This is a genomic window from Flavobacterium ginsengiterrae, assembly GCF_039539785.1.
GTDB lineage: Bacteria > Bacteroidota > Bacteroidia > Flavobacteriales > Flavobacteriaceae > Flavobacterium > Flavobacterium ginsengiterrae.
In genome coordinates this window covers 17,167-38,818 of record NZ_BAABDU010000007.1, presented here as the reverse complement: position 1 = coordinate 38,818, position 21,652 = coordinate 17,167, and the positions used below count along the sequence as shown (strand labels likewise).

Below are 21,652 nucleotides of genomic sequence, written 5' to 3'. Positions count from 1 at the left end.
AAAAAAACCAAAATTATGAAAACGCTCGAAAACCAAACTTTACTTTATGATGAAGATTGTCCGCTTTGCAGTTTGTACACAACTGGTTTTGTAAAAAGCGGCATGTTAGACGAAAACGGAAGAAAATCATATTGCGAATTATCTGCCGAAGAACAAAACTTTGTAGACCTAAAACGCGCTCCAAACGAAATTGCTTTAGTCGACAATAAAAACAAAACGGTAACTTACGGAATTGATAGTTTAATAAAAGTCATTGGTTTTTCTTTTCCGTTAATTGAAAAAATCGCGACTTTAAAACCAATTCATTTTATACTCAAAAAAATGTATTCTTTTGTTTCTTATAACCGAAAAGTAATTATCCCTGGAAATGCAAAAGAAGAAAACAAATTGCAATGCACACCTGATTTCAATTATAAATATAGATTTCTGTTTATCGGATTTGCTTTGACTGTAACGACTTTCATTTTGTTTGGGTATTCTAATTTGATTCTGAATTTTCCAAAAAGCAACATTACAAGAGAACTTGCTTTAGCTTTCGGACAAATTGTTTTTCAAAGTTTGTTTCTAATTAAAGTGGACAAACAAACGATTCTGAATTACGCCGGAAATTTAATGACAGTTTCTTTAATGGGAAGTTTAATATTAAGTCCGATTTTGATTTTGAGTCAGCTAGTTAATGTCCCGCAAACGATAATTTTAGGTTGGTTTACAGCGACAGTTTGCATAATGTTTTTAGAACATACTCGAAGAATTAAAATTTTAAAACTTCCTTTTTACCTAACTTTCACTTGGATTTTGTATCGAATTATCGCGTTGTTTTTAATTTTAAATTAATCACTTTACGGAAACCTGACTGGTTTTAAAAACCTGTCAGGTTTAACTCGAAAAACTAAAAAAATGAGCAAACTCATCATAGCAGCCGGAACTGGATTTTTAGGACAGGTTTTAGTCCATCATTTTAAAAACAAATTTGACGAAATTGTAATTCTGACCAGAGGAAAATCTCAAACAATCGACAGAATAAAATATGTAAACTGGAACGCCAAAACTTTTTCTGGCTGGGAAAAAGAATTAGAAAACGCCGATGTTTTAATTAATCTTGTTGGAAAATCTGTGGATTGTCGTTACACAAAAAAGAACAAACAAGATATTTTGTGGTCACGAATTAAAAGTACGAAGATCTTAAATGAAGCCGTTTTAAACTGTCAAAATCCGCCGAAACATTGGCTGAATTCTTCAACAGCAACTATTTATCGATTTTCTTTGGATAAAAAAATGGATGAAATTGAAGGTGAAATCGGGAATGACTTTTCTATAAATGTGGCACTTTCTTGGGAAAAAGCCTTTTTTAAAACCGAAACTCCGAAAACTTTAAAAACGGCTTTGCGAACTTCTATTGTTTTAGGGAAAAATGGCGGTGCTTTTATTCCGTTGCAGCGTTTAGCTAAAATCGGCTTTGGCGGAAAACAAGGAAAAGGAAATCAGTTTGTGAGCTGGATTCATGAAGAAGATTTTGCTCGTGCAGTTGATTTTATTATTGAAAAGGAACTTACGGGAAAAATAAATATCGTTTCTCCAAAACCAATTCGAAATGTCGATTTTATGTCTAAATTGAGAAAAGCAGTTAATTTTCCATTCGGAATTCCGTTAAGTAAAACACTTTTGGAAATTGGCTCTTTTTTTATTCGAACCGAAACTGAATTGGTTTTGAAAAGTAGAAATGTGATTCCGAAACGACTTTTAGAAAATGGATTTGAATTTAAGTTTGGAAATATTGATGAGGCTTTTCAGGATTTAGCATAATAAAAGTAATAATTTAAAAGCTCCGGAGGAGCTCAATATTTATAGAGAAGAAATACACATCCAGAATTTAAGCTCCAGCGGAGCGACACATTTCCCTGTTATAAATATGTCACCCTTCCAGGGCTCTTTTCCGATTATCAATTGTATATTCTATAAATATTTAGCTCCGCTGGAGCTTTATTCTTTAAAACTAATTTTCCTAATCATGACCACAATTCACATCGTAACCAAAATAAACGCTCCAATAAAAACTGTCTTTGATGCATCAAGAAATATAGATGTTCATCAAAAATCGGCTAGTAAATCAAAAGAAAAAGCAATTGATGGAACAACTTCCGGTTTAATTAATTTAAATGAAACGGTAACGTGGCGCGGAAAACATTTCGGGTTTTATTTGACGCACAAAAGCCGAATTACCGTCATGAATTTCTACGATTATTTTTTGGATGAAATGGAAGAAGGAAAATTCAAATCGTTTAGACATAAACATTATTTTAAAGAAATAAACGGAGTTACAATTATGAAGGATTATTTAAAATATGAAACTCCGTATGGAATTTTCGGAAAGCTGTTTGATGCTTTGTTTTTAGAAAAGCATTTGACGAATTTTCTTCTGGAAAGAAATAAGGTTTTGAAAGAGGTTTCGGAAATACAGTAAACAAAGTTTCAATTGCCTTCAGCTTTAGCTGGAGGAATGTAATTAGGAATAATTGATGGCTTTAGCCAAAAAACTAAATTTGGCTAAAGCTGGAGACAATTGATTGACTTTCTTTTGAAATTGAATTTTCTCATATTACGGTTCGCGTGAGGGATAGGAGCTGGCTACCGAAGTAGCGCGGATAGCCCGACCACGATCTGGGAAGCGGGCGTATAAGCGCAAAGAATGTTTGCCCGTTTACCAGATCGGGGTCACGCCCAAAATATACTTATTACTAAAAATAAACAATCATCAGCCACCAAAAAATCGGTACGGCTTCTACCCAAAAGGAAGTGTAATATTTGGAGCGATTAGTGTTTGCAAAAAAGATGAAAAGCATCAACATGATTACCATAATCAAATTTATAATCGCATCATGATAATTAAACGTTGAAACAAAGATTTCCAAACACCAAAACGGAATTAAAAGTAAAAACCCTAAAAGTTTAGTCTTCTTCACTCCTATTGTCTGCGGAACAGTTTGTAAATGCGGATCGTCATTGGCTAAATCCAAAATTTCGAAAACCAAAATGAGCACAAAAACCAAAACAAATCGCTGAATACATTTTATAAAGAAATCTGTTGTAAACGGAATTTCGGCATTTATTAAAGGCAAAACCAAAGTCGCACCGACCCAGCAAATCGCCACAATATAGATTTTTACGCCCGCCCAGTTTCTGGCATTTCTTCTATTCGGGAAAAAGGGTAAAGTATATAAAGCTGTTACAGCAAAAATTCCGAACGAGACGATTTGTGTAACTCTTTTTAATTGAAAAAAATAATAGCCAACCAAAACAACCGAAATAAAACTCAAAACAGCGATAATTTTTAACTGTGTTGAGATTGGATTTTTCTTCACACGAACAAGCGCATCATATTTTACGAAATTATATCCTACAATAGTTCCGAAAAAAACAAAAAGCGCCATAGGTTCATCATATTGAATATGAAACACATGGAAAGTAATATGCACCAAAGCGAAACACGACAAAGCCACGTGAATACTGCTGTTTAAATAAAAATCAAAAATTTGCTTTAGAAGTTTCATCTCTCAAATCTAATCATTTATTAACAAATCATATCATTAGTTAGAAATTTGATAAAAAATGAAGTTAAAAATACCTATTAAATTATTAATAATACTTAATTTTGCGCCACAAAAAAACAACACATTTACTTTCAAATGTGATTTGCCCATAAAACTGAGGCTGATTGCATTGACCTAAAAATTTAGATAGCTACAAATGAGAACAGATGCTTTTGCTTTAAGACACATTGGCCCAAGAGAAACCGATCTTCCATTTATGTTGAAGACTATTGGAGTTGACTCTATTGAACAACTGGTTTATGAAACACTTCCAGATGATATTCGTCTAAAAGCGCCGTTGAATTTAGATTCTGCAATGACAGAATTCGAATTTGCAAATCATATTCGCGAATTAGGGAAGAAAAACAAAACATTTAAATCATACATTGGTTTGGGTTATCACCCAACTATCGTTCCGGCTCCAATTCAAAGAAACATTTTTGAAAACCCGGGATGGTATACAGCTTATACTCCTTATCAGGCAGAAATTGCTCAAGGACGTCTTGAAGCTATTTTAAATTTCCAGACTACCGTTATCGAGTTAACTGGAATGGAAATCGCAAATGCTTCTTTATTAGATGAAGGAACGGCTGCTGCAGAAGCTATGGCGTTATTATTTGACGTTCGTACTCGCGACCAAAAGAAAAACAATACACACAAATTCTTCGTTTCTGAAGAAATTTTACCACAAACTTTATCTGTACTTCAAACACGTTCAACTCCAATTGGAATTGAATTGGTTGTTGGAAACCACGAAAACTTTGATTTTTCTACAGAATTTTTCGGAGCGATTTTACAATATCCTGGAAAATACGGTCAGGTAAATGATTACAGCGCTTTTGTTGCTAAAGCAAAAGAAAACGAAATCAAAGTGGCCTTTGCTGCTGATATTTTATCACTTGCAACTTTAACTTCTCCAAGAGAAATGGGAGCGGCAGTTGTAGTTGGAACTACACAGCGTTTTGGTGTACCAATGGGTTACGGTGGTCCACACGCTGCTTATTTTGCAACTAAAGACGAATACAAAAGATCTATGCCGGGTCGTATCATTGGAGTTTCTGTTGATGCAAATGGAAACCGCGCTTTACGTATGGCGTTAGGAACTCGTGAACAACACATCAAACGTGAAAAAGCGACTTCAAACATTTGTACGGCTCAGGTTTTACTAGCTGTTATGGCCGGAATGTACGCGGTTTACCACGGACCAAAAGGCTTGAAATATATTGCAAACAAAGTTCACGCATCTGCAGTTACTGCTGCTGAAGCTTTAAATAAATTAGGAGTTTACCAAACTAACACAGCTTTCTTTGATACTATTTTAGTAAAAGCTGACGCTCAAAAAGTAAAAGCTGCTGCTGAGAAAAACAAAGTAAACTTCTTCTATCCTGATGCTGAAAGTGTTTCGATTTCATTTAACGAAACAACTTCTGTTGCAGACATCAACCAAATCATTTCGATTTTTGCTGAAGCTTTAGGAAAAGAAACTTTCACAGTTTCTGAATTAAGTGCAGCAAGTCAATTACCGGCTTCTTTAGAAAGAACATCTTCTTTCTTAACGCATGATGTTTTCAACAATCATCATTCAGAAAGCCAGTTGATGCGTTACATCAAAAAATTAGAGCGTAAAGATTTATCGTTGAATCATTCGATGATTTCATTAGGTTCTTGTACAATGAAATTAAACGCGGCTTCAGAAATGCTGCCTTTATCTATGCCAAACTGGAACAGCATTCACCCGTTTGCACCAGTTGACCAAGTTGAAGGTTACCTAACAATGCTAAAAAGATTAGAGCAACAATTAAATGTAATTACAGGTTTTGCCGGAACAACTTTACAGCCAAACTCTGGAGCTCAGGGAGAATATGCTGGTTTAATGGCGATTCGTGCTTACCACATGTCAAGAAACGAAGGACACCGTAATGTATGTTTGATTCCATCATCGGCTCACGGAACAAATCCTGCTTCTGCAGCGATGGCCGGAATGAAAATCATCGTTACGAAAACTACTCCGGAAGGAAACATCGACGTAGAAGATTTAAGAGAAAAAGCAATTGAGCACAAAGATGATTTATCTTGCTTAATGGTAACGTATCCTTCTACTCATGGAGTTTTCGAATCTTCTATTATTGAAATCACAAAATTAATCCACGATAACGGCGGATTAGTATATATGGATGGTGCAAACATGAACGCGCAAGTTGGATTAACAAATCCGGCTACAATTGGTGCCGACGTTTGTCACTTAAACTTACACAAAACTTTCGCGATTCCTCACGGAGGCGGCGGACCTGGTGTTGGACCAATCTGTGTGAACGAAAAATTAGTTCCGTTCTTGCCAACAAACCCAATCTTAAATGTTGGTGGTGAGCAGGCAATTACCGCTATTTCTTCTGCACCTTACGGATCTGCTTTAGTTTGTTTAATTTCTTACGGTTACATCACTATGATGGGAGCTGAAGGATTAAAAAGCGCTACAGAGCACGCGATCTTAAATGCGAATTATATGAAAGCACGTTTCGAAGGTCACTACCCAATTCTTTACACAGGAGAATGCGGAAGAGCAGCTCACGAAATGATTTTAGATTGCCGTGCATTTAAAGAAAACGGAATCGAAGTGGGTGATATCGCAAAACGTTTAATGGATTACGGTTTCCACGCTCCAACGGTTTCTTTCCCAGTTGCTGGAACTTTAATGATCGAGCCTACAGAATCTGAAGATTTAGCAGAGTTAGATCGTTTCTGTGATGCATTGATTTCAATTAGAAAAGAGATTGAAGAAGCAAAAGCAGATGATAAAAACAACGTATTGAAAAATGCACCGCATACATTAGCAATGTTAACTACAGATAACTGGGATTTCCCTTATACAAGAGAAAAAGCAGCGTATCCATTAGATTACATCGCCGAAAATAAATTCTGGCCATCTGTTCGTCGCGTAGACGATGCTTATGGAGACAGAAATTTAGTTTGCAGCTGTGCTCCTATCGAAGCTTACATGGAAAACTAAAAATAAGTTTTCTTTACATATTCAACCCGGTAGATTTTAAAATCTGCCGGGTTTTGTTTTATTTGACAGTTGAGCAGAATAAACTTCACTCAATTGTTTTTGACTTAAATAACTGCTTTTTAATTTTATAACATTCTTAAAATTATGACTCAATTTTATAACATTTAAGAATATAGTAATGAAATAAAAATAAGTTCCTTAAGCAATCTCAAACGTTTGAAATCTCGGTAAAAGCAAAAAATCATTAGAAAATAAACAATATATCTTTCAAAAAATCGTTATTTCATAATTATATGCGTGCATAGTATTTTTTATGATAGTTATCATATTTTTATTTATACTTTAGCATGAAATTTATCGGAAAATAACGGGCAAAAATGAAAATAAAAATTATTGGAATTGGGAGTTACATTCCTAATTTAGAAGTAAAAAACACAGATTTTGATAAACATGTTTTTTTAAATGAGGACGGAACTCCTTTTGGTTATCCGAATGAAGTTGTAATTAAAAAATTTAAAGGCATTACCGGAATTCAAAACCGTCGTTATGCAGAACCTCAATATACTGCTTCTGATTTGGCTTTTTTTGCAGCTCAAAAAGCAATTGCAAATGCAGGAATCGATGCCGAAACTCTAGACTATATTATTTTCGCCCATAATTTTGGCGATGTAAAAACAGGAACGCATCAAACCGATATTTTACCAAGTTTAGCAACACGTGTAAAAAACAAATTAGGAATCAGAAATCCAAAATGTGTGGCTTACGATATTCTTTTTGGATGTCCTGGCTGGATTGAAGGCGTACTTCAGGCAAATGCTTTCATTAAATCCGGAATGGCAAAAAGAGTTATGGTAATTGGTGCCGAAACTTTATCAAGAGTTGTAGATGACCATGATCGCGATTCCATGATTTATTCTGATGGAGCCGGAGTTTCAATTTTAGAAGCCTCGACTGATGAAGCCGGATTATTATCTTACGAAAGTGCTACTTACGCAAATGATGAAGCCAATTATCTTTTCTTCGGAAAATCATACAATCCAGATTTAGATCCGGATATTAAATACATCAAAATGTATGGTCGTAAAATTTACGAATTTGCTTTAAGCAATGTTCCGTGTGCAATGAAAAGCTGTTTAGATAAAAGCGGTATTTCAATTGACGAAGTGAAAAAAATCCTTATTCATCAGGCAAACGAAAAAATGGACGAAGCCATTATCGAACGTTTCTACAAACTTTACGATAAAACAGCTCCAAAAGATATTATGCCAATGAGTATTCATGATTTAGGAAACAGCAGTGTTGCAACCGTTCCTACTCTATACGATTTGATTTTACAAGGTAAAATAGAAAACCAGGAAATCAACAAAGGCGATGTAATCATTTTTGCTTCAGTTGGAGCCGGAATGAACATTAATGCTTTTGTTTATAGATATTAAAATTTAAAGCCGAGTAAAATAATCTCGCAAAAAGCGCGAAATCGCAAAGTTTTTTTAACCATATAAGTATATAAGATATTTTTAAGTTTTCTCTTAATTGAACTTATATTACTTATATGGTTTATTTTTTTGATCAATACTTTATGACTTCACGTCATTGGAAGAAATTCATTTTAAACTAGCTCCACAACTGAACACTAAAAACTGAACACTGATTACTTTTTTAGTATATTTGCGACCTAATTAAAATCAAGAACGAGAGATTGATTCGTTCGCAATGACTATGTACGAAAAAACGTTTCCGAATAAAAGATTTAAACTTACCTTAGAGTTTCTACAAAAGCACGTTAGCACATCAGAAACCATTTTTGATTTTGGAGTTCCAAATCCGTTTTCTAAAATAATGGAAGAAAATGGCTATACCGTAAAAAACACAAAAGGCGAAGATTTAGACAACGATCAGACGGCATTGCAAACGGAAGAATATACTGTTTTTACCGCATTTGAAATTTTCGAACATTTATTAAATCCATACACAATTTTACAAAACGTAAAATGTGATAAACTTTTAATTTCAATCCCATTGCGTTTATGGTTTTCGCCGGCATATCGTTCTAAAACTGATATGTGGGACAGACATTACCATGAATTTGAAGACTGGCAGTTAGACTGGCTTTTAGAAAAAACAGGCTGGAAAATTACCGACCGTTTACAATTTACACATCCGGTAAAAAAGTTTGGATTAAGACCTTTATTAAGATATTTCACTCCAAGATATTATATTGTTGTGGCTGAAAGAGCCTAACGGCAAATTCCAACTTTGGAAAGCTCAAAAAATAAATTCCAAATTCCAATTGAACCCAGTTTGATTGGAATTTGGAATTTATTCCGAGACTTAGGGATTGGAATTTAAATTGAAATTTTATGAAATATTACATTGTTATACCCGCACACAACGAGCAAGATCTTATTGGTCTTACTTTGCAATCTTTGGTAACTCAAACTGTTTTACCTGCAAAAGTTGTGGTTGTAAATGATAATTCGACTGATAAAACAGAAGAAGTAGTTTTGAGCTTTTCAAAAGAGAATCCGTACATCTCAGTTGTAAATAAAACTTCAGATGCAATTCACATGCCGGGAAGCAAGGTAATTCAGGCTTTTCAGAAAGGTTTTGAAACGCTGGATTCCGATTACGATATTATTGTAAAAATCGATGGTGATTTAATTTTCCCTCCCAACTATTTCGAAACCATTATCAAACATTTCGAATCGGATTCAAGAGTTGGAATGGTTGGTGGATTCTGTTATATTGATAAAAATGGCGAATGGATTTTAGAAAATCTAACCGATAAAGATCACATTCGCGGCGCTTTAAAAGCGTATCGAAAAGAAACATTTAAGCAAATTGGGGGTTTACGCCCTGCAATGGGCTGGGATACGGTTGATGAATTACTTTGTAAATATTACGACTGGAAAATTGTAACCGATGAATCTTTACACGTAAAACATCTAAAACCAACCGGAGCAAATTACAACAAGACAGCTCGTTATAAACAAGGCGAAGCTTTTTACACTTTAGGATATGGATTCTGGATTACAGCAATTGCCTCTGCAAAACTGGCAATGATGAAGAAAAAACCATTTCTTTTTTTAGATTATATAAAAGGTTTCTGGAAAGCAAAAAAAGCCAAAACACCTTTATTAGTTACACCCGAACAGGCTAAATTTATTAGGAAATATCGTTTTGAAAAAATGAAACAAAAGTTAATTTGATTGCTAAAACACTCGAAAAACCGGAACTCATTACCCAAAACTCATAACTTATTTTTACCTTAGCCAATATTTGTAAAACTTATGATGCTAATTCGTTATTTATCCCAAATAGGAAAATATTTTTTAATGCTGAAAGAAATTTTCAATAAACAGACTAAATGGCCTGTTATGAAAAATTTAATTTTCAAAGAAATTGATGACTTAATTATTGACTCCCTTGGAATTGTCTGCTTTATATCTTTCTTTATTGGAGGAGTTGTTGCCATTCAAACCGCTTTAAATTTAACCAATCCTTTAATTCCAAAATATTTAATTGGTTTCGCGACACGCCAATCTGTAGTTTTGGAGTTTGCCCCTACTTTTATTTCGGTAATTATGGCCGGAAAAATGGGATCTTACATTACTTCAAGTATTGGAACAATGCGCGTTACAGAACAAATTGATGCTTTAGAAGTTATGGGAGTTAACTCTGTAAACTATCTTGTTTTCCCTAAAATCATAGCTTTATTAATGTACCCTTTTGTAATTGGTATCAGTATGTTTTTAGGAATTTTTGGAGGATGGCTTGCTTGTGCTTACGGAGGATTTTCAACCGGTGCCGATTTTATTATGGGAGCTCAGAAAGATTTCATACCGTTTCATATTACTTATGCATTTATCAAAACTTTAATCTTTGCCATGTTATTGGCAACAATCCCGTCTTTTCATGGTTATTATATGAAAGGCGGCGCATTAGAAGTTGGTAAAGCAAGTACAACATCGTTTGTATGGACATCTGTGACTATCATTCTCCTAAATTATATATTAACTCAATTATTACTAGGATAATGATAGAAGTAAAAAATATAGAAAAATCATTTGGTGACAGCAAAGTTTTAAAAGGCGTTTCAACGGTATTTGAAACTGGCAAAACCAACTTGATTATTGGACAAAGTGGATCTGGAAAAACAGTTTTATTAAAAACGTTATTAGGAATTCACACCCCGGACTCAGGAACAATTGAATTTGACGGAAGAGTTTATTCTGATTTAGACAAGGACGAAAAACGTGACTTGAGAACTGAAATTGGAATGGTATTTCAGGGAAGCGCTTTATTTGATTCGATGTCGGTTGAAGAAAATGTGGCTTTCCCGCTAAAAATGTTTACTAACAATACTAAGGCACAAATCAAAGAACGTGTTGATTTTGTTTTAGAAAGAGTAAATCTTGTAGATGCACATAAAAAACTGCCTTCTGAAATTTCCGGAGGTATGCAGAAACGTGTGGCGATTGCCCGTGCAATTGTAAACAATCCGAAGTATTTATTTTGCGATGAGCCAAACTCTGGTTTAGATCCAAACACTTCGACTTTAATTGACAACCTTATTCAGGAAATTACAAAAGAGTACAATATTACAACTGTAATCAATACTCACGACATGAACTCGGTTATGGAGATTGGCGAAAATATTGTTTTCTTAAAAAAAGGAGTAAAAGCATGGCAGGGAACTAAAGAAGAAATCTTTAGAACTGATAATGAAGCCATCGTTAAGTTCGTTTATTCTTCAAACTTATTTAAAAAAGTACGTGAAGCTTATTTAAAAGGCTTGTAATTTTTTAAATTCTAAAATAAAAAATCCCAAATTCCAAAATATATATAATTGGAATTTGGGATTTTTTATTATTTGTAAATCTCTCTGAGGCTTAATTTTAATCCAGAAGTTCAACTTCTGCATTTGGATTAAAAAGATATGTTTTTCCAGAGCTTATTTCGATACATTCAAAACGTTTGGTTCTTACGGCCAGTTTCTTAAAAACTTTTCCGTTTTGTATCTTAAAAACACTTCCAAACGGGATTTCAAAAACATAACTCTTATCGCTGTCGGCATCGTATTGTTTTAATGCCAAAGACAAAGTTGTATCAGTATCACTGCTTGCCGACGGATTTTTAAAATGTCTGGCTAATAAAGGCAATATCTGACTCGGAAAAATTTCCGGTCTTATAAACGGAACCATCAAACGCTGAAAAGTAAATTTCCATTCGTTTCCATGTGGTTTTATATTACGTCCAAATTTTTCAAAAGCAACCAAATGTGCAATTTCATGAATCAGCGTAATTAAAAAACGATATTTATTTAAACTCGCATTAACTGTAATTTCATGCTTTCCGCTTGGTCCGCGCCTGTAATCACCATGACGTGTCTGACGCTCGTTTACAATTTTCAAGTGAACTTGGTTGGTCACAATCAAATCAAAAACGGGTTTTACCGCATGCTCAGGAATGTATTTAGCTAATGTTGCGCTCAATTTAAGTTAAATGTTATTTGTAAAAAGTTAGATGCCTTCTACTGTCAATTTGTGATTTGGAATTTTTATATTGGAATTTAATCACGGATTCGTAGAAGAAACCTCCAACACTTTTCCGTTAAAATATTTATTTCCGTTAAGCGTAAAATCATAAATATACGCTGCCATTCCTTCTGCCGAAATTGGAGCCTGATAACCAGGGAAAGCTTCATTAAGCATTTCAGTCTGAACAGAACCCAAAGCCAGAACATTAAACGAAATACCGCGTTCTTTATATTCTTCTGCCAGTAATTCAGTTAAAGTAATTACAGCACCTTTACTTGAGCTGTAAGCTGCTAATCCGGCAAATTTTAAACTGCCTCGTACACCGCCAATTGAACTAATGGTTACAACATGGCTTCCTTTTTGTAAATACGGCAGACAAATTCGGGTTAAGTTTGCAACAGCAAAAACATTTACTTTATAAATACTTTCAAAATCTGCCTGAGTTGTTTCTGCAAAAGGTTTTAATAATAAAGCTCCAGCATTATGAACAAGTGCGTCTACTTTTTTCCATGTTGACGAAAGAAAACTTTCTACTTCGCTTAAAGCAGATTCATCTGCAAGATCAATAGACAGACAGGTAACATTTTGATGTTCTAAAAGTGATTTTGGAATTTTTCTCGAAATCGCTAAAACCTGATTTCCGGCATTGGCAAATTGCAAAGCCAATTCATAACCAATACCTCGGCTTGTTCCGGTAACTATAATATTTTTCATAAAGCAAAAATAAGGAAAACCAAAATAAAGAACCGTTATTTCATTGTAATTTCCTGTGTCGGCGTAGTGCTTATTTTAGTCACAGCCGGAAGTAATTCCTGAATAAACGAAGTCATAAACGGAATATCCATTACTTTAAATTCATCTGAAACGTGGTGATAAAAATCAAAGTTTTCAAAATCAAAAGTACTTATAGACTGGCATGGCTTTTTGAAAACATCATAAAACGAGTAATTGTCAGATCTGTAAAATAATTTATACTCGGCTTCTTTTGGTAAAAATCCGATTGTCTTTTTTCCTGTATATTCATTTATTTTATCGGCCATATTCGATTTATCAAAACCAGTTATATATGCCAAATAATCACGTTTCATAGGAACACCAATCATTTCAATATTTAGCTGGGCATATAAATTGAAGTTTTTTGCTTTAAGTTTAGGAGCCATGCTTTTTGATCCTAAAAGACCTTTTTCTTCTCCGGCAAAAAACACAAACAAAATACTTCTTTTATTTGATTTTGTTTCGCTGAAATATTTCGCCATCTGTGCAACAGCAGTTACTCCAGATGCATCATCATTTGCACCATTGTAAATTTGATCCGGCTGTTGTTTCTTTTCAATCCCAATATGATCGTAATGCGCACTTAAAACAACAAATTCGTTTTTAAGTTCAGGATCTGTTCCTTCTAAAACACCAACAATGTTAAACGCCGGTAATTTAAAATTAGTCAGTGTATCGCGGTATGTTTTAAAATAAGGTTTGATATTATTCTTCTTAAAAAAATCTTCTAAAAAAACAGCCGCTTTTTCAATTCCTTTTGTTCCCGTATCACGTCCCTCTAATTCATCTGAAGAAAGGTATTTTAAAAAATCTGACACCTCAGATTCTTCGACCTTATAAGTAATCTCAACTGGTTTCGATTCAGCTTTTGACTCTTTTACGGCTACTGTTGACGTTCCTGACTTACAAGCTAGAAAAACAAACGGAAGTAAAAAATATAGTTTTTTCATAGTATTTTGTGGTTAGTTTATTGATGGTAGAAAGTATAATTTTCCTTGAAACTATAAACTTATGAAAAGTAATAGAATATTCATAAAAAAACCCTTTCAAACTAAAAAGTAAGAAAGGGTTTCAAATATATTTAAAGACAATTTATCCTGCGATAACAGCTCTTGAAATTACGATTTTTTGAATTTCTGAAGTTCCTTCATAAATCTGGGTAATTTTTGCATCACGCATAAAACGCTCTACGTGGTATTCCTTTACATAACCATTTCCACCGTGAATCTGAACTGCTTCAACACTTGTGTCCATAGCAACCTGCGAAGCAAATAATTTTGCCATTGCACCACTCACATCATAGTTTTTATGCTGATCTTTATCCCAAGCCGCTTTCATACACAAATGACGCGCCGCTTCGATATTTACAGCCATATCTGCCAGTTTAAAAGCAATGGCTTGGTGGTTGCAGATTTCTGTTCCAAAAGCTTTGCGCTCTTTAGAATATTTTAGAGCTAGTTCGTAAGCTCCAGAAGCAATTCCTAAAGCCTGAGAAGCAATTCCAATTCTACCTCCTGCTAAAGTTTTCATGGCAAACTTAAATCCGAAACCATCTTCTCCAATTCGGTTTTCTTTTGGAACTTTAACATCAGTAAACATTAATGAATGTGTGTCTGAACCGCGGATTCCCATTTTTTGTTCTTTTGGTCCCACTTCGAAACCCGGCATATCTTTGGTCATAATCAAAGCATTAATTCCTTTATGCTTTAATTCTGGATGTGTCTGCGCAATTACCAAATATACAGAAGCTGTGTTTCCGTTAGTAATCCAGTTTTTAGTACCGTTTACTAAATAATGATCTCCCATATCAATTGCAGTTGTTTTTTGAGATGTAGCATCACTTCCTGCCTCTGGCTCGCTTAAACAAAAAGCTCCGTGAATTTGCCCGGAAGCAAGTCCCGGTAAATATTTTTGTTTTTGTTCTTCGGTTCCAAATTCCTGCAATCCCCAGCAAACTAAAGAATTATTTACCGACATTACTACAGAAGCCGAAGCATCTACTTTAGAAATTTCTTCCATAGCAATTACATATGAAATCGCATCAAGACCGCTGCCGCCGTATTTTGGATCAACCATCATTCCCATGAATCCAAGTTCACCCATTTTTTTAACTTGTTCCGCTGGAAAAATTTGTTTTTCATCGCGTTCAATAACTCCTGGCAATAATTCATTTTGAGCAAAATCTCTAGCTGCCTGCTGAATCATTAAATGTTCTTCGGTAAGATTAAAATCCATAGTTTTTATTTTATTGTTTTTTTCTAAACCGAATTTCAAATCCAGTTTACGTGGTTTTTTATTTTTTGTTTTTTTGAAATGCCAATTTTACTTCAAAAGGCTTTCAAAGATAATTTTTAAAAGCGTAATTTACAATGCATGCATACAAATTTAATAGATCGTCAATAATAACGATAACGTTTTCGTAAATATTCACCTTTTGCAATACAGAAGCAATAATCCTGCAGCGATTTTTCTAAAATTCAACATTCAAAAAATACTAAAATTGATCTCAAAAATTATTTTTTCTAAGACAATTCTTATCAGTAAAAGATTAAACAATTCCCAAAACGAGCAAATCTACGTAAAACAAGTCTTACTAATTTGATTATTAAAGAAATAGAAGAAAAAAATTAAAAAAGTCACAGAAAAAAACTTTACTAAAATGACGACAAAATTGATAAATTAACATTATTTTTGACCAAAAATTAAATAATTGACAGAGTATGAGAAAGATTTTACTAGTACTTACACTCCTATTAAGTTTACTGTTTTCTGAAGTTTCTGCACAAACTCACTTAGAAGTAAACGGAGTTACTGTTCCGCGAAAAATAGAGTTTCAAGGCAAAACTTTGCAGCTTAATGGTGCTGGCGGAAGATCTAAAATGTGGTTAGAAGTTTATGTTCAGGCATTGTACTTATCACAATTAAGTCAGGATCCGCAATTTATTATTGACAGCGATACAGAAATGGCCATTCGTATTGAGATTACCTCATCTATGGTTTCATCAAACAAATTAACAAAAGCAATGAATACCGGGTTTGAAAAATCTGCAGGAAGCAATCTTGAAGAACTTCGCCCAAGAATCGAACAGCTCAAAAGCTATTTAAGCGATGTCATTACAGAAAAAGATGTTTTTGTTTTAGCATACAATCCGCTTGATCAAAATGTTTACGTTTCTAAAAACGAAGTTTTAAAAGGAAAAATCCAGGGATTTGATTTCAAAAAAGCTTTGTTTGGAATCTGGCTTTCTGATAAACCAGTTGACGAAACTTTGAAAAAACATTTATTAGGACAATAATTCTTAATTTTTTGAATATACCGAAAGCCGAAAACCAAATAGTTTTCGGCTTTTCTTTTTTGTTTTATAAATTTGATGCAAAATACATTATTCGCATTATTCTATTTTATACATTTACGCAAAATAAACATATCACAACAAAATGAAAGATTTATTACAACAATTTGAAAACAAAGCACCTGAAATTGTTTTCAATTGGAAAGATTCAGAAACAGAAGCCGAAGGGTGGACTGTTATTAATTCACTTCGTGGAGGAGCTGCGGGTGGAGGAACAAGAATGAGAAAAGGCTTAGACATGAATGAAGTTTTGTCATTGGCAAAAACAATGGAAGTTAAATTCTCAGTTTCTGGTCCTGCAATTGGAGGAGCTAAATCTGGAATTAACTTTGATCCAAACGATCCTCGCAAAAAAGGTGTTTTGCAGCGTTGGTACAAAGCCGTTTCTCCGTTATTGAAAAGCTATTATGGAACTGGAGGAGATTTAAATGTTGATGAGATTCATGAAGTAATCCCAATGACAGAAGAATGTGGTGTATGGCATCCGCAGGAAGGTGTTTTTAACGGACACTTTAAACCAACAGAAGCTGATAAAATTAACAGAATCGGTCAGTTGCGTCAAGGTGTAATTAAAGTTATCGAAAACCCAAAATTCTCACCAGATGTTACCAGAAAATATACAGTTGCTGATATGATTACCGGTTATGGCGTTGCAGAAGCAGTTCGTCATTTTTATGCAACTTACGGCGGAGACATCAAAGGTAAAAAAGCAATTGTACAGGGCTTTGGAAACGTAGGTTCCGCAGCTGCTTTTTATTTAGCAGAAATGGGAGCAAAAGTTGTCGGAATTATTGATCGCGACGGCGGATTAATCAAAGAAGAAGGTTTTTCTTTTGAAGAAATCAGAACTTTATTCTTAAACAAAGACGGAAACAAATTAGTTGCTGACAATATGATTCCGTTTGAAGAAATTAATTCTAAAATCTGGACGATTGGTGCTGAGATTTTCACGCCTTGTGCAGCTTCAAGATTAGTAACTCAGGCACAAATTGACAACTTAATTGAAAACGGATTAGAAGTTATCTCTTGCGGTGCAAATGTTCCTTTTGCTGATAAAGAAATTTTCTTTGGATCTATTATGGAGCAAGTTGACCAAAAAGTAAGTTTGATTCCTGATTTTATTTCAAACTGCGGAATGGCCAGAGTTTTTGCTTATTTCATGGAGAAAAAAGTACAAATGACAGATGAGGCAATTTTTAATGACACATCAGAAACTATTAAAAATGCCATTGTAAAAGCGCATTCTTTAAGTTCATCAAAAACAAATATCAGCGCAACAGCTTTTGAAATTGCATTGAAACAGTTGGTATAAACATATAATATTCAATTTTAAAATGAGTCAGATTAATATTTGACTCATTTTTTTTTGAATTGTTTTTTCAACCGCAAAGCACGCTAAGTTATTTTAATTTAGAGCGTAATCAATATTTAAATATTAAGTTCGCAAAGCTTCAGTATAAAGCTTTGCGAACTTTTGAATTTTATTTAAATCTTATAAAAAACTTTTTGCGCTCTTTGCGTAAACCTTTGCTCCCGATAACTATCGGGATTGCGGTTAAATTCTGCCGTACTCTTTCATTCTAAACAATTTTTACTACTTTTAAACGTTTTTAAATAATACATTTCAAAATTCAGAATTAAATGAGTTCTTCTATTTCTTCAGACCAAAAGAAATCACTCTTATTCACTACTGCAATTTATGCGGTAATTATTCTATTGCTGTTTTTTATCCGTTTTTGGCCTCCATATAATCCTGAAAATAATGTTGCTCTTGCAGAAGGCGGCGGTGGCGGCGGCGGTGTAACGGTAAATTTTGGCGACAGTGATTTAGGATCAGGAGCGAATTATAAAAGCGAAGTTCTGGATGTAAAAAACGATGTAAAACAAGCACCTGCAAAAGCAGCGCCGGAAGAATCTATTCTTTCTCAGGAAAACTCGGCGGCTGACGAAACAGATGTGGTGATTCCGACTAAAGAAAAACCTAAAAAACCAACTCCTGTTGAAAAACCGACACAAAAACCTGTTCCGGAAAAACCTAAAGTTTCTAATTCTACCAACGATGCTTTATCAAGCATTTTAAAAGGATCAAACAAAGGCGGAGATGGCGATGATAAAGTTTCCGGAAATAAAGGAAAAGCAAACGGAAATTTAAACTCAAACGGCTATTATGGATCGGGAGGTTCCGGCGGAGGAACCGGAGGCGGTAACGGAACCGGAAATGGTATTGGCACAGGAAGCGGATACGGAGCCGGAACCGGTGGAGGCTCAGGCGGTGGAACCGGATATTCGTTAGGAAACAGAAAAGCACTTTCTAAACCAGCTCCAAAATATACTTGTAACGAAGAAGGAAAAGTTGTTGTAGAAGTTACGGTAGATCAAAATGGAAAAACAATCAGCGCTACTCCTGGTGTAAAAGGCACAACTAACACGGCTAGATGTTTACTAGATCAGGCAAAATTAGCTGCAATGAATACCAAATGGGAATCTGACAATGATGCTCCTGCGAAACAAACAGGAAAAATTATTTATAATTTTAGTTTGGATTAAAAAACACGAATTTCATGGATTTACTCGAATCCTATTCTCATAAAAAAAGCTTTCAGAAATCTGAAAGCTTTTTTATTTTTTATCTATTTCCAGTATGATTTGTCATTTTGAGGAACGAGAAATCTTCGCAAGAAGCTCCGTAAAGTTTGATTCAGATTGTAGAGTAACTCGCGGAGATTTCTCGTTCCTCAAAATGACAAACTATACGCAAAATTCGATTTGGAATTTGGAATTTAAAAAGTTGGAATTTTTATATGCTTTTGCTCGCGTGAGGGATAGGAATAAGCTACCGAAGTAGCATGGATAGCCCGACCGCAATAAAAAAATGGGCGAATCAACGTTATGCTGATCTGCCCATTTTTTTATTGTGGTCACGCCCTAAAAATAAATCTATTTAGGACTCGTTGCAATTACAAATTTTAAATTATTCCTCACTCCTATCTGCAAAACATCTACTAAATCCTGAACTTGCAGATTAAACGGAATTCGAACGACAACAGTTTGTGTTTTGTCGGCTCCCATTTTGTTCATTAAAGTGGTCTCCAATTCTTCAAAAGCTACGGGCTGCTTGTCTATATAAAACTGTTTATCTTCTGTAACCGATAAACTGATTAACTGCTTGTTTGTTTTTTCATTAGATTTTGCTTTAGGAAGCGTCATCTTAATAACATTTGGATTTGCCAGTGTTGAGATTATCAGGAAAAACAACAGCAGGAAAAACATAATGTCACTTAATGATGAAGTCGCAACCTCAGCATGAAATCTTCTTTTTCTTTTAATTGACATACCTTATGATCTTTGAATTATGTTTACAAATTCTAATATCTGTTTCTGAATTTTTAAAGCAAAATCATCAATTTTTCCGTTTAATAAGTGGTAAGCACTATAGGCAATAATTCCCACGATAAGTCCAGAACCAGAGCTGATCATTTTTTCGTATAAACCACCTGAAATGTTTCCAATACTAATATTTTCTGTAACCGAAATGCTGTAGAAAATTTTGATAACCCCGGAAATTGTTCCAATAAAACCAAGAGTTGGTGCAATACCGGCAATAAGTCCTAAATGACCTAAACGTCTTTCCATTTCACCAATTTCAATATCGGCAGCTCGGTCCATGTTTGATTCGATTTCAGCAATTGGTCTTCCAATAACCAGAACACCTTCTTTTAAAATATTTCCAACAGCTGTATCGCTTCTTTCTACAATAGTTCTGGCCAATTCGATATTTCCGGCATTTAATTTATCGCCCACATCCTGCATTAATCTGGAATCGATTCTGGATGCTTTTTTAATATATAAGTAACGTTCGAAAATTACGTAAATCGTATAAAACAATAAAAGCGCGATTGGTATTAAAAAGAAACCTCCTTTTAAGATAAATCCTAAAACAGAAATTTCAGTTTCAGGATGAGCAACCTTTTCGATTACCACATTAGAAGCATTTGCGAGAGTATCAGCTTGTAGTTGAATGTAGCTAAACATATTTTAATTCTGGTTTTTAATAATTAATTCTAAAAAATATTCCAATTTTGCAATAAAGATAATTTTCATTGTAATATTAAACTAAAAAAACCGAAAATTATTTCAATTACCAACTATTTTATCCAAATAAAATGAACTATCAGGAAACAACAAACTGGATGTTTAATCAATTACCAATGTATCAGCTTCAGGGTGCTTCGGCCTATAAAGAAGACCTGACAAACATCAAGTTACTGGCAGAACATCTTGGTAATCCAGAGAAAAATTTACGAACGATTCATGTTGCGGGAACTAACGGAAAAGGTTCTACTTCACACATGTTGTCTTCGGTTTTGCAGGAAGCAGCTTATAAAGTGGGTTTGTACACATCGCCGCATTTAAAAGATTTTAGAGAAAGAATTAAAATAAACGGTCAGGAAATCACCGAAGATTTTGTGTGTGAATTTATCGCAAAACATAAAGATTTTTTTGAAGCCAATGATATGAGTTTCTTCGAAATGTCAGTTGGTTTGGCCTTTGATTATTTTGTTTCAGAAAAAGTCGACATTGCGATAATCGAAGTCGGTTTAGGCGGAAGATTAGATGCCACGAATATTATTACGCCATTAGTTTCTGTAATTACTAATATTGGTTTAGATCATACGCAATTTTTAGGAAATACGCTTGAAGCTATTGCAGGCGAAAAAGCAGGGATTATAAAACCAAATGTTCCGGTTGTTATTGGCGAATATACTCCTGAAACACAGCCTGTATTTTTGGCTAAAGCCGAAGAAAACAATGCGCCTATTTCTTTTGCGTCTGATTTAATCGATCAGATTTATTTGTCGGATTTAATTGGCGATTATCAGTTTCATAATAAAAAAACCGTTCAGCAGACGATTGCAATTTTGAATAATCAAACTGATTTTAAAGTTTCGACTGAGCAGTTAAAAGAAGGTTTGCTGCATGTTGTAAAAAATACCGGTTTACAAGGCAGATGGCAGCAATTGGGAGAAAACCCAAAAATTATCTGCGATACGGCGCACAACAAACACGGTTTATCGGTTGTAATGAATCAGCTGAAAAACGAAAAGTATGAAAAACTGCATATTGTTTTAGGTGTTGTAAACGATAAAGATCTGGATTCTATTTTACCGCTTTTTCCAAAAGAAGCTCAATATTATTTCTGCAGTCCTAATTCTTCAAGAGGTCTTCCGACTGAAACATTGCAAAATGCTGCTGAAAAATTCGGTTTAATTGGAGAAAAATACAATTCTGTTGAAAGCGCTTTCGCGAAAGCGAAGCAAAACGCTTCAAAAAATGATTTTATTTACGTTGGCGGAAGCACTTTTGTCGTTGCCGAATTGCCTTTAGATTAAA

At 34.3% G+C, this 21,652-nt stretch carries 20 protein-coding genes; 13 read left to right on the top strand and 7 right to left on the bottom strand.

The features are described from left to right. Positions 1–15 precede the first annotated feature (15 nt). The 3 genes from ABD859_RS19455 to ABD859_RS19445 all read left to right on the top strand — a co-directional run bounded on the left by ABD859_RS19455 (position 16) and on the right by ABD859_RS19445 (position 2,461). Positions 16–834 (top strand): thiol-disulfide oxidoreductase DCC family protein, encoded by an 819-nt coding sequence (locus ABD859_RS19455; RefSeq protein ID WP_345146312.1) that lies wholly within the window; start codon positions 16–18, stop codon positions 832–834. A gap of 63 nt (positions 835–897) precedes the next feature. Further along, positions 898–1,803 (top strand): TIGR01777 family oxidoreductase, encoded by a 906-nt coding sequence (locus ABD859_RS19450; RefSeq protein WP_345146310.1) that lies wholly within the window; start codon positions 898–900, stop codon positions 1,801–1,803. A gap of 205 nt (positions 1,804–2,008) precedes the next feature. After that, positions 2,009–2,461, top strand: a complete 453-nt coding sequence (locus ABD859_RS19445) for an SRPBCC family protein (protein ID WP_345146309.1) — start codon at positions 2,009–2,011, stop codon at positions 2,459–2,461. Positions 2,462–2,735: 274 nt separating this feature from the next. Here the strand turns inward: ABD859_RS19445 and ABD859_RS19440 are convergent, their stop codons facing one another. Beyond that, positions 2,736–3,548: a UbiA prenyltransferase family protein gene (locus ABD859_RS19440; RefSeq protein ID WP_345146308.1), complete on the bottom strand. Its 813-nt coding sequence runs from the start codon at positions 3,546–3,548 to the stop codon at positions 2,736–2,738. A 196-nt stretch (positions 3,549–3,744) separates the two neighbouring features. Between ABD859_RS19440 and gcvP the strand changes: the two genes are divergently transcribed. The 6 genes from gcvP (at position 3,745) to ABD859_RS19410 (ending at position 11,395) form a co-directional block, all read left to right on the top strand. Continuing rightward, positions 3,745–6,594: an aminomethyl-transferring glycine dehydrogenase gene (gene gcvP, locus ABD859_RS19435; RefSeq protein WP_345146307.1), complete on the top strand. Its 2,850-nt coding sequence runs from the start codon at positions 3,745–3,747 to the stop codon at positions 6,592–6,594. Positions 6,595–6,971: 377 nt separating this feature from the next. Continuing rightward, entirely contained in the window at positions 6,972–8,030 is a 1,059-nt protein-coding gene (locus tag ABD859_RS19430) for a 3-oxoacyl-ACP synthase III family protein (protein WP_345146306.1), read from the top strand. Between the two features lie 283 nt (positions 8,031–8,313). Then, a complete protein-coding gene (locus ABD859_RS19425; RefSeq protein WP_345146776.1) occupies positions 8,314–8,835 on the top strand; it encodes a methyltransferase in 522 nt (173 codons plus the stop codon). A gap of 119 nt (positions 8,836–8,954) precedes the next feature. Beyond that, positions 8,955–9,803, top strand: a complete 849-nt coding sequence (locus tag ABD859_RS19420) for a glycosyltransferase family 2 protein (protein WP_345146305.1) — start codon at positions 8,955–8,957, stop codon at positions 9,801–9,803. An 81-nt stretch (positions 9,804–9,884) separates the two neighbouring features. Continuing rightward, positions 9,885–10,631 (top strand): MlaE family ABC transporter permease, encoded by a 747-nt coding sequence (locus tag ABD859_RS19415; RefSeq protein ID WP_012022541.1) that lies wholly within the window; start codon positions 9,885–9,887, stop codon positions 10,629–10,631. After that, the gene (locus ABD859_RS19410) at positions 10,631–11,395 is read left to right on the top strand and encodes an ABC transporter ATP-binding protein (protein ID WP_345146304.1); all 765 of its coding nucleotides are present in this window, start codon (positions 10,631–10,633) and stop codon (positions 11,393–11,395) included. Before ABD859_RS19415 ends, ABD859_RS19410 begins: the two co-directional genes overlap by 1 nt. 97 nt (positions 11,396–11,492) lie before the next feature. Here the strand turns inward: ABD859_RS19410 and ABD859_RS19405 are convergent, their stop codons facing one another. From ABD859_RS19405 to ABD859_RS19390, 4 genes are all read right to left on the bottom strand, one after another. Next, entirely contained in the window at positions 11,493–12,089 is a 597-nt protein-coding gene (locus ABD859_RS19405) for a SprT-like domain-containing protein (RefSeq protein WP_345146303.1), read from the bottom strand. 81 nt (positions 12,090–12,170) lie between these two features. After that, positions 12,171–12,848 (bottom strand): SDR family NAD(P)-dependent oxidoreductase, encoded by a 678-nt coding sequence (locus tag ABD859_RS19400; protein WP_345146302.1) that lies wholly within the window; start codon positions 12,846–12,848, stop codon positions 12,171–12,173. 35 nt (positions 12,849–12,883) lie between these two features. Further along, positions 12,884–13,858: a M20/M25/M40 family metallo-hydrolase gene (locus tag ABD859_RS19395; RefSeq protein ID WP_345146301.1), complete on the bottom strand. Its 975-nt coding sequence runs from the start codon at positions 13,856–13,858 to the stop codon at positions 12,884–12,886. 142 nt (positions 13,859–14,000) lie between these two features. After that, on the bottom strand, positions 14,001–15,143 hold the full coding sequence (locus tag ABD859_RS19390) for an acyl-CoA dehydrogenase (RefSeq protein WP_345146300.1): 1,143 nt from the start codon (positions 15,141–15,143) through the stop codon (positions 14,001–14,003). Positions 15,144–15,628: 485 nt separating this feature from the next. On the opposite strand from ABD859_RS19390, the gene ABD859_RS19385 reads away from it, so the two are divergent. From ABD859_RS19385 to ABD859_RS19375, 3 genes are all read left to right on the top strand, one after another. Further along, a complete protein-coding gene (locus ABD859_RS19385) occupies positions 15,629–16,204 on the top strand; it encodes a chalcone isomerase family protein (protein WP_345146299.1) in 576 nt (191 codons plus the stop codon). 142 nt (positions 16,205–16,346) lie between these two features. After that, positions 16,347–17,573, top strand: coding sequence for a Glu/Leu/Phe/Val dehydrogenase dimerization domain-containing protein (locus ABD859_RS19380; protein ID WP_345146298.1), 1,227 nt, complete (start codon positions 16,347–16,349; stop codon positions 17,571–17,573). A 329-nt stretch (positions 17,574–17,902) separates the two neighbouring features. Beyond that, positions 17,903–18,808, top strand: a complete 906-nt coding sequence (locus tag ABD859_RS19375) for an energy transducer TonB (RefSeq protein ID WP_345146297.1) — start codon at positions 17,903–17,905, stop codon at positions 18,806–18,808. Positions 18,809–19,198: 390 nt separating this feature from the next. Here the strand turns inward: ABD859_RS19375 and ABD859_RS19370 are convergent, their stop codons facing one another. After that, a complete protein-coding gene (locus tag ABD859_RS19370; protein WP_345146296.1) occupies positions 19,199–19,594 on the bottom strand; it encodes an ExbD/TolR family protein in 396 nt (131 codons plus the stop codon). A 3-nt stretch (positions 19,595–19,597) separates the two neighbouring features. After that, positions 19,598–20,293, bottom strand: a complete 696-nt coding sequence (locus ABD859_RS19365) for a MotA/TolQ/ExbB proton channel family protein (RefSeq protein ID WP_345146295.1) — start codon at positions 20,291–20,293, stop codon at positions 19,598–19,600. Between the two features lie 131 nt (positions 20,294–20,424). On the opposite strand from ABD859_RS19365, the gene ABD859_RS19360 reads away from it, so the two are divergent. After that, entirely contained in the window at positions 20,425–21,651 is a 1,227-nt protein-coding gene (locus ABD859_RS19360; RefSeq protein WP_345146294.1) for a bifunctional folylpolyglutamate synthase/dihydrofolate synthase, read from the top strand. The last annotated feature ends 1 nt before the right edge of the window (position 21,652 follow it).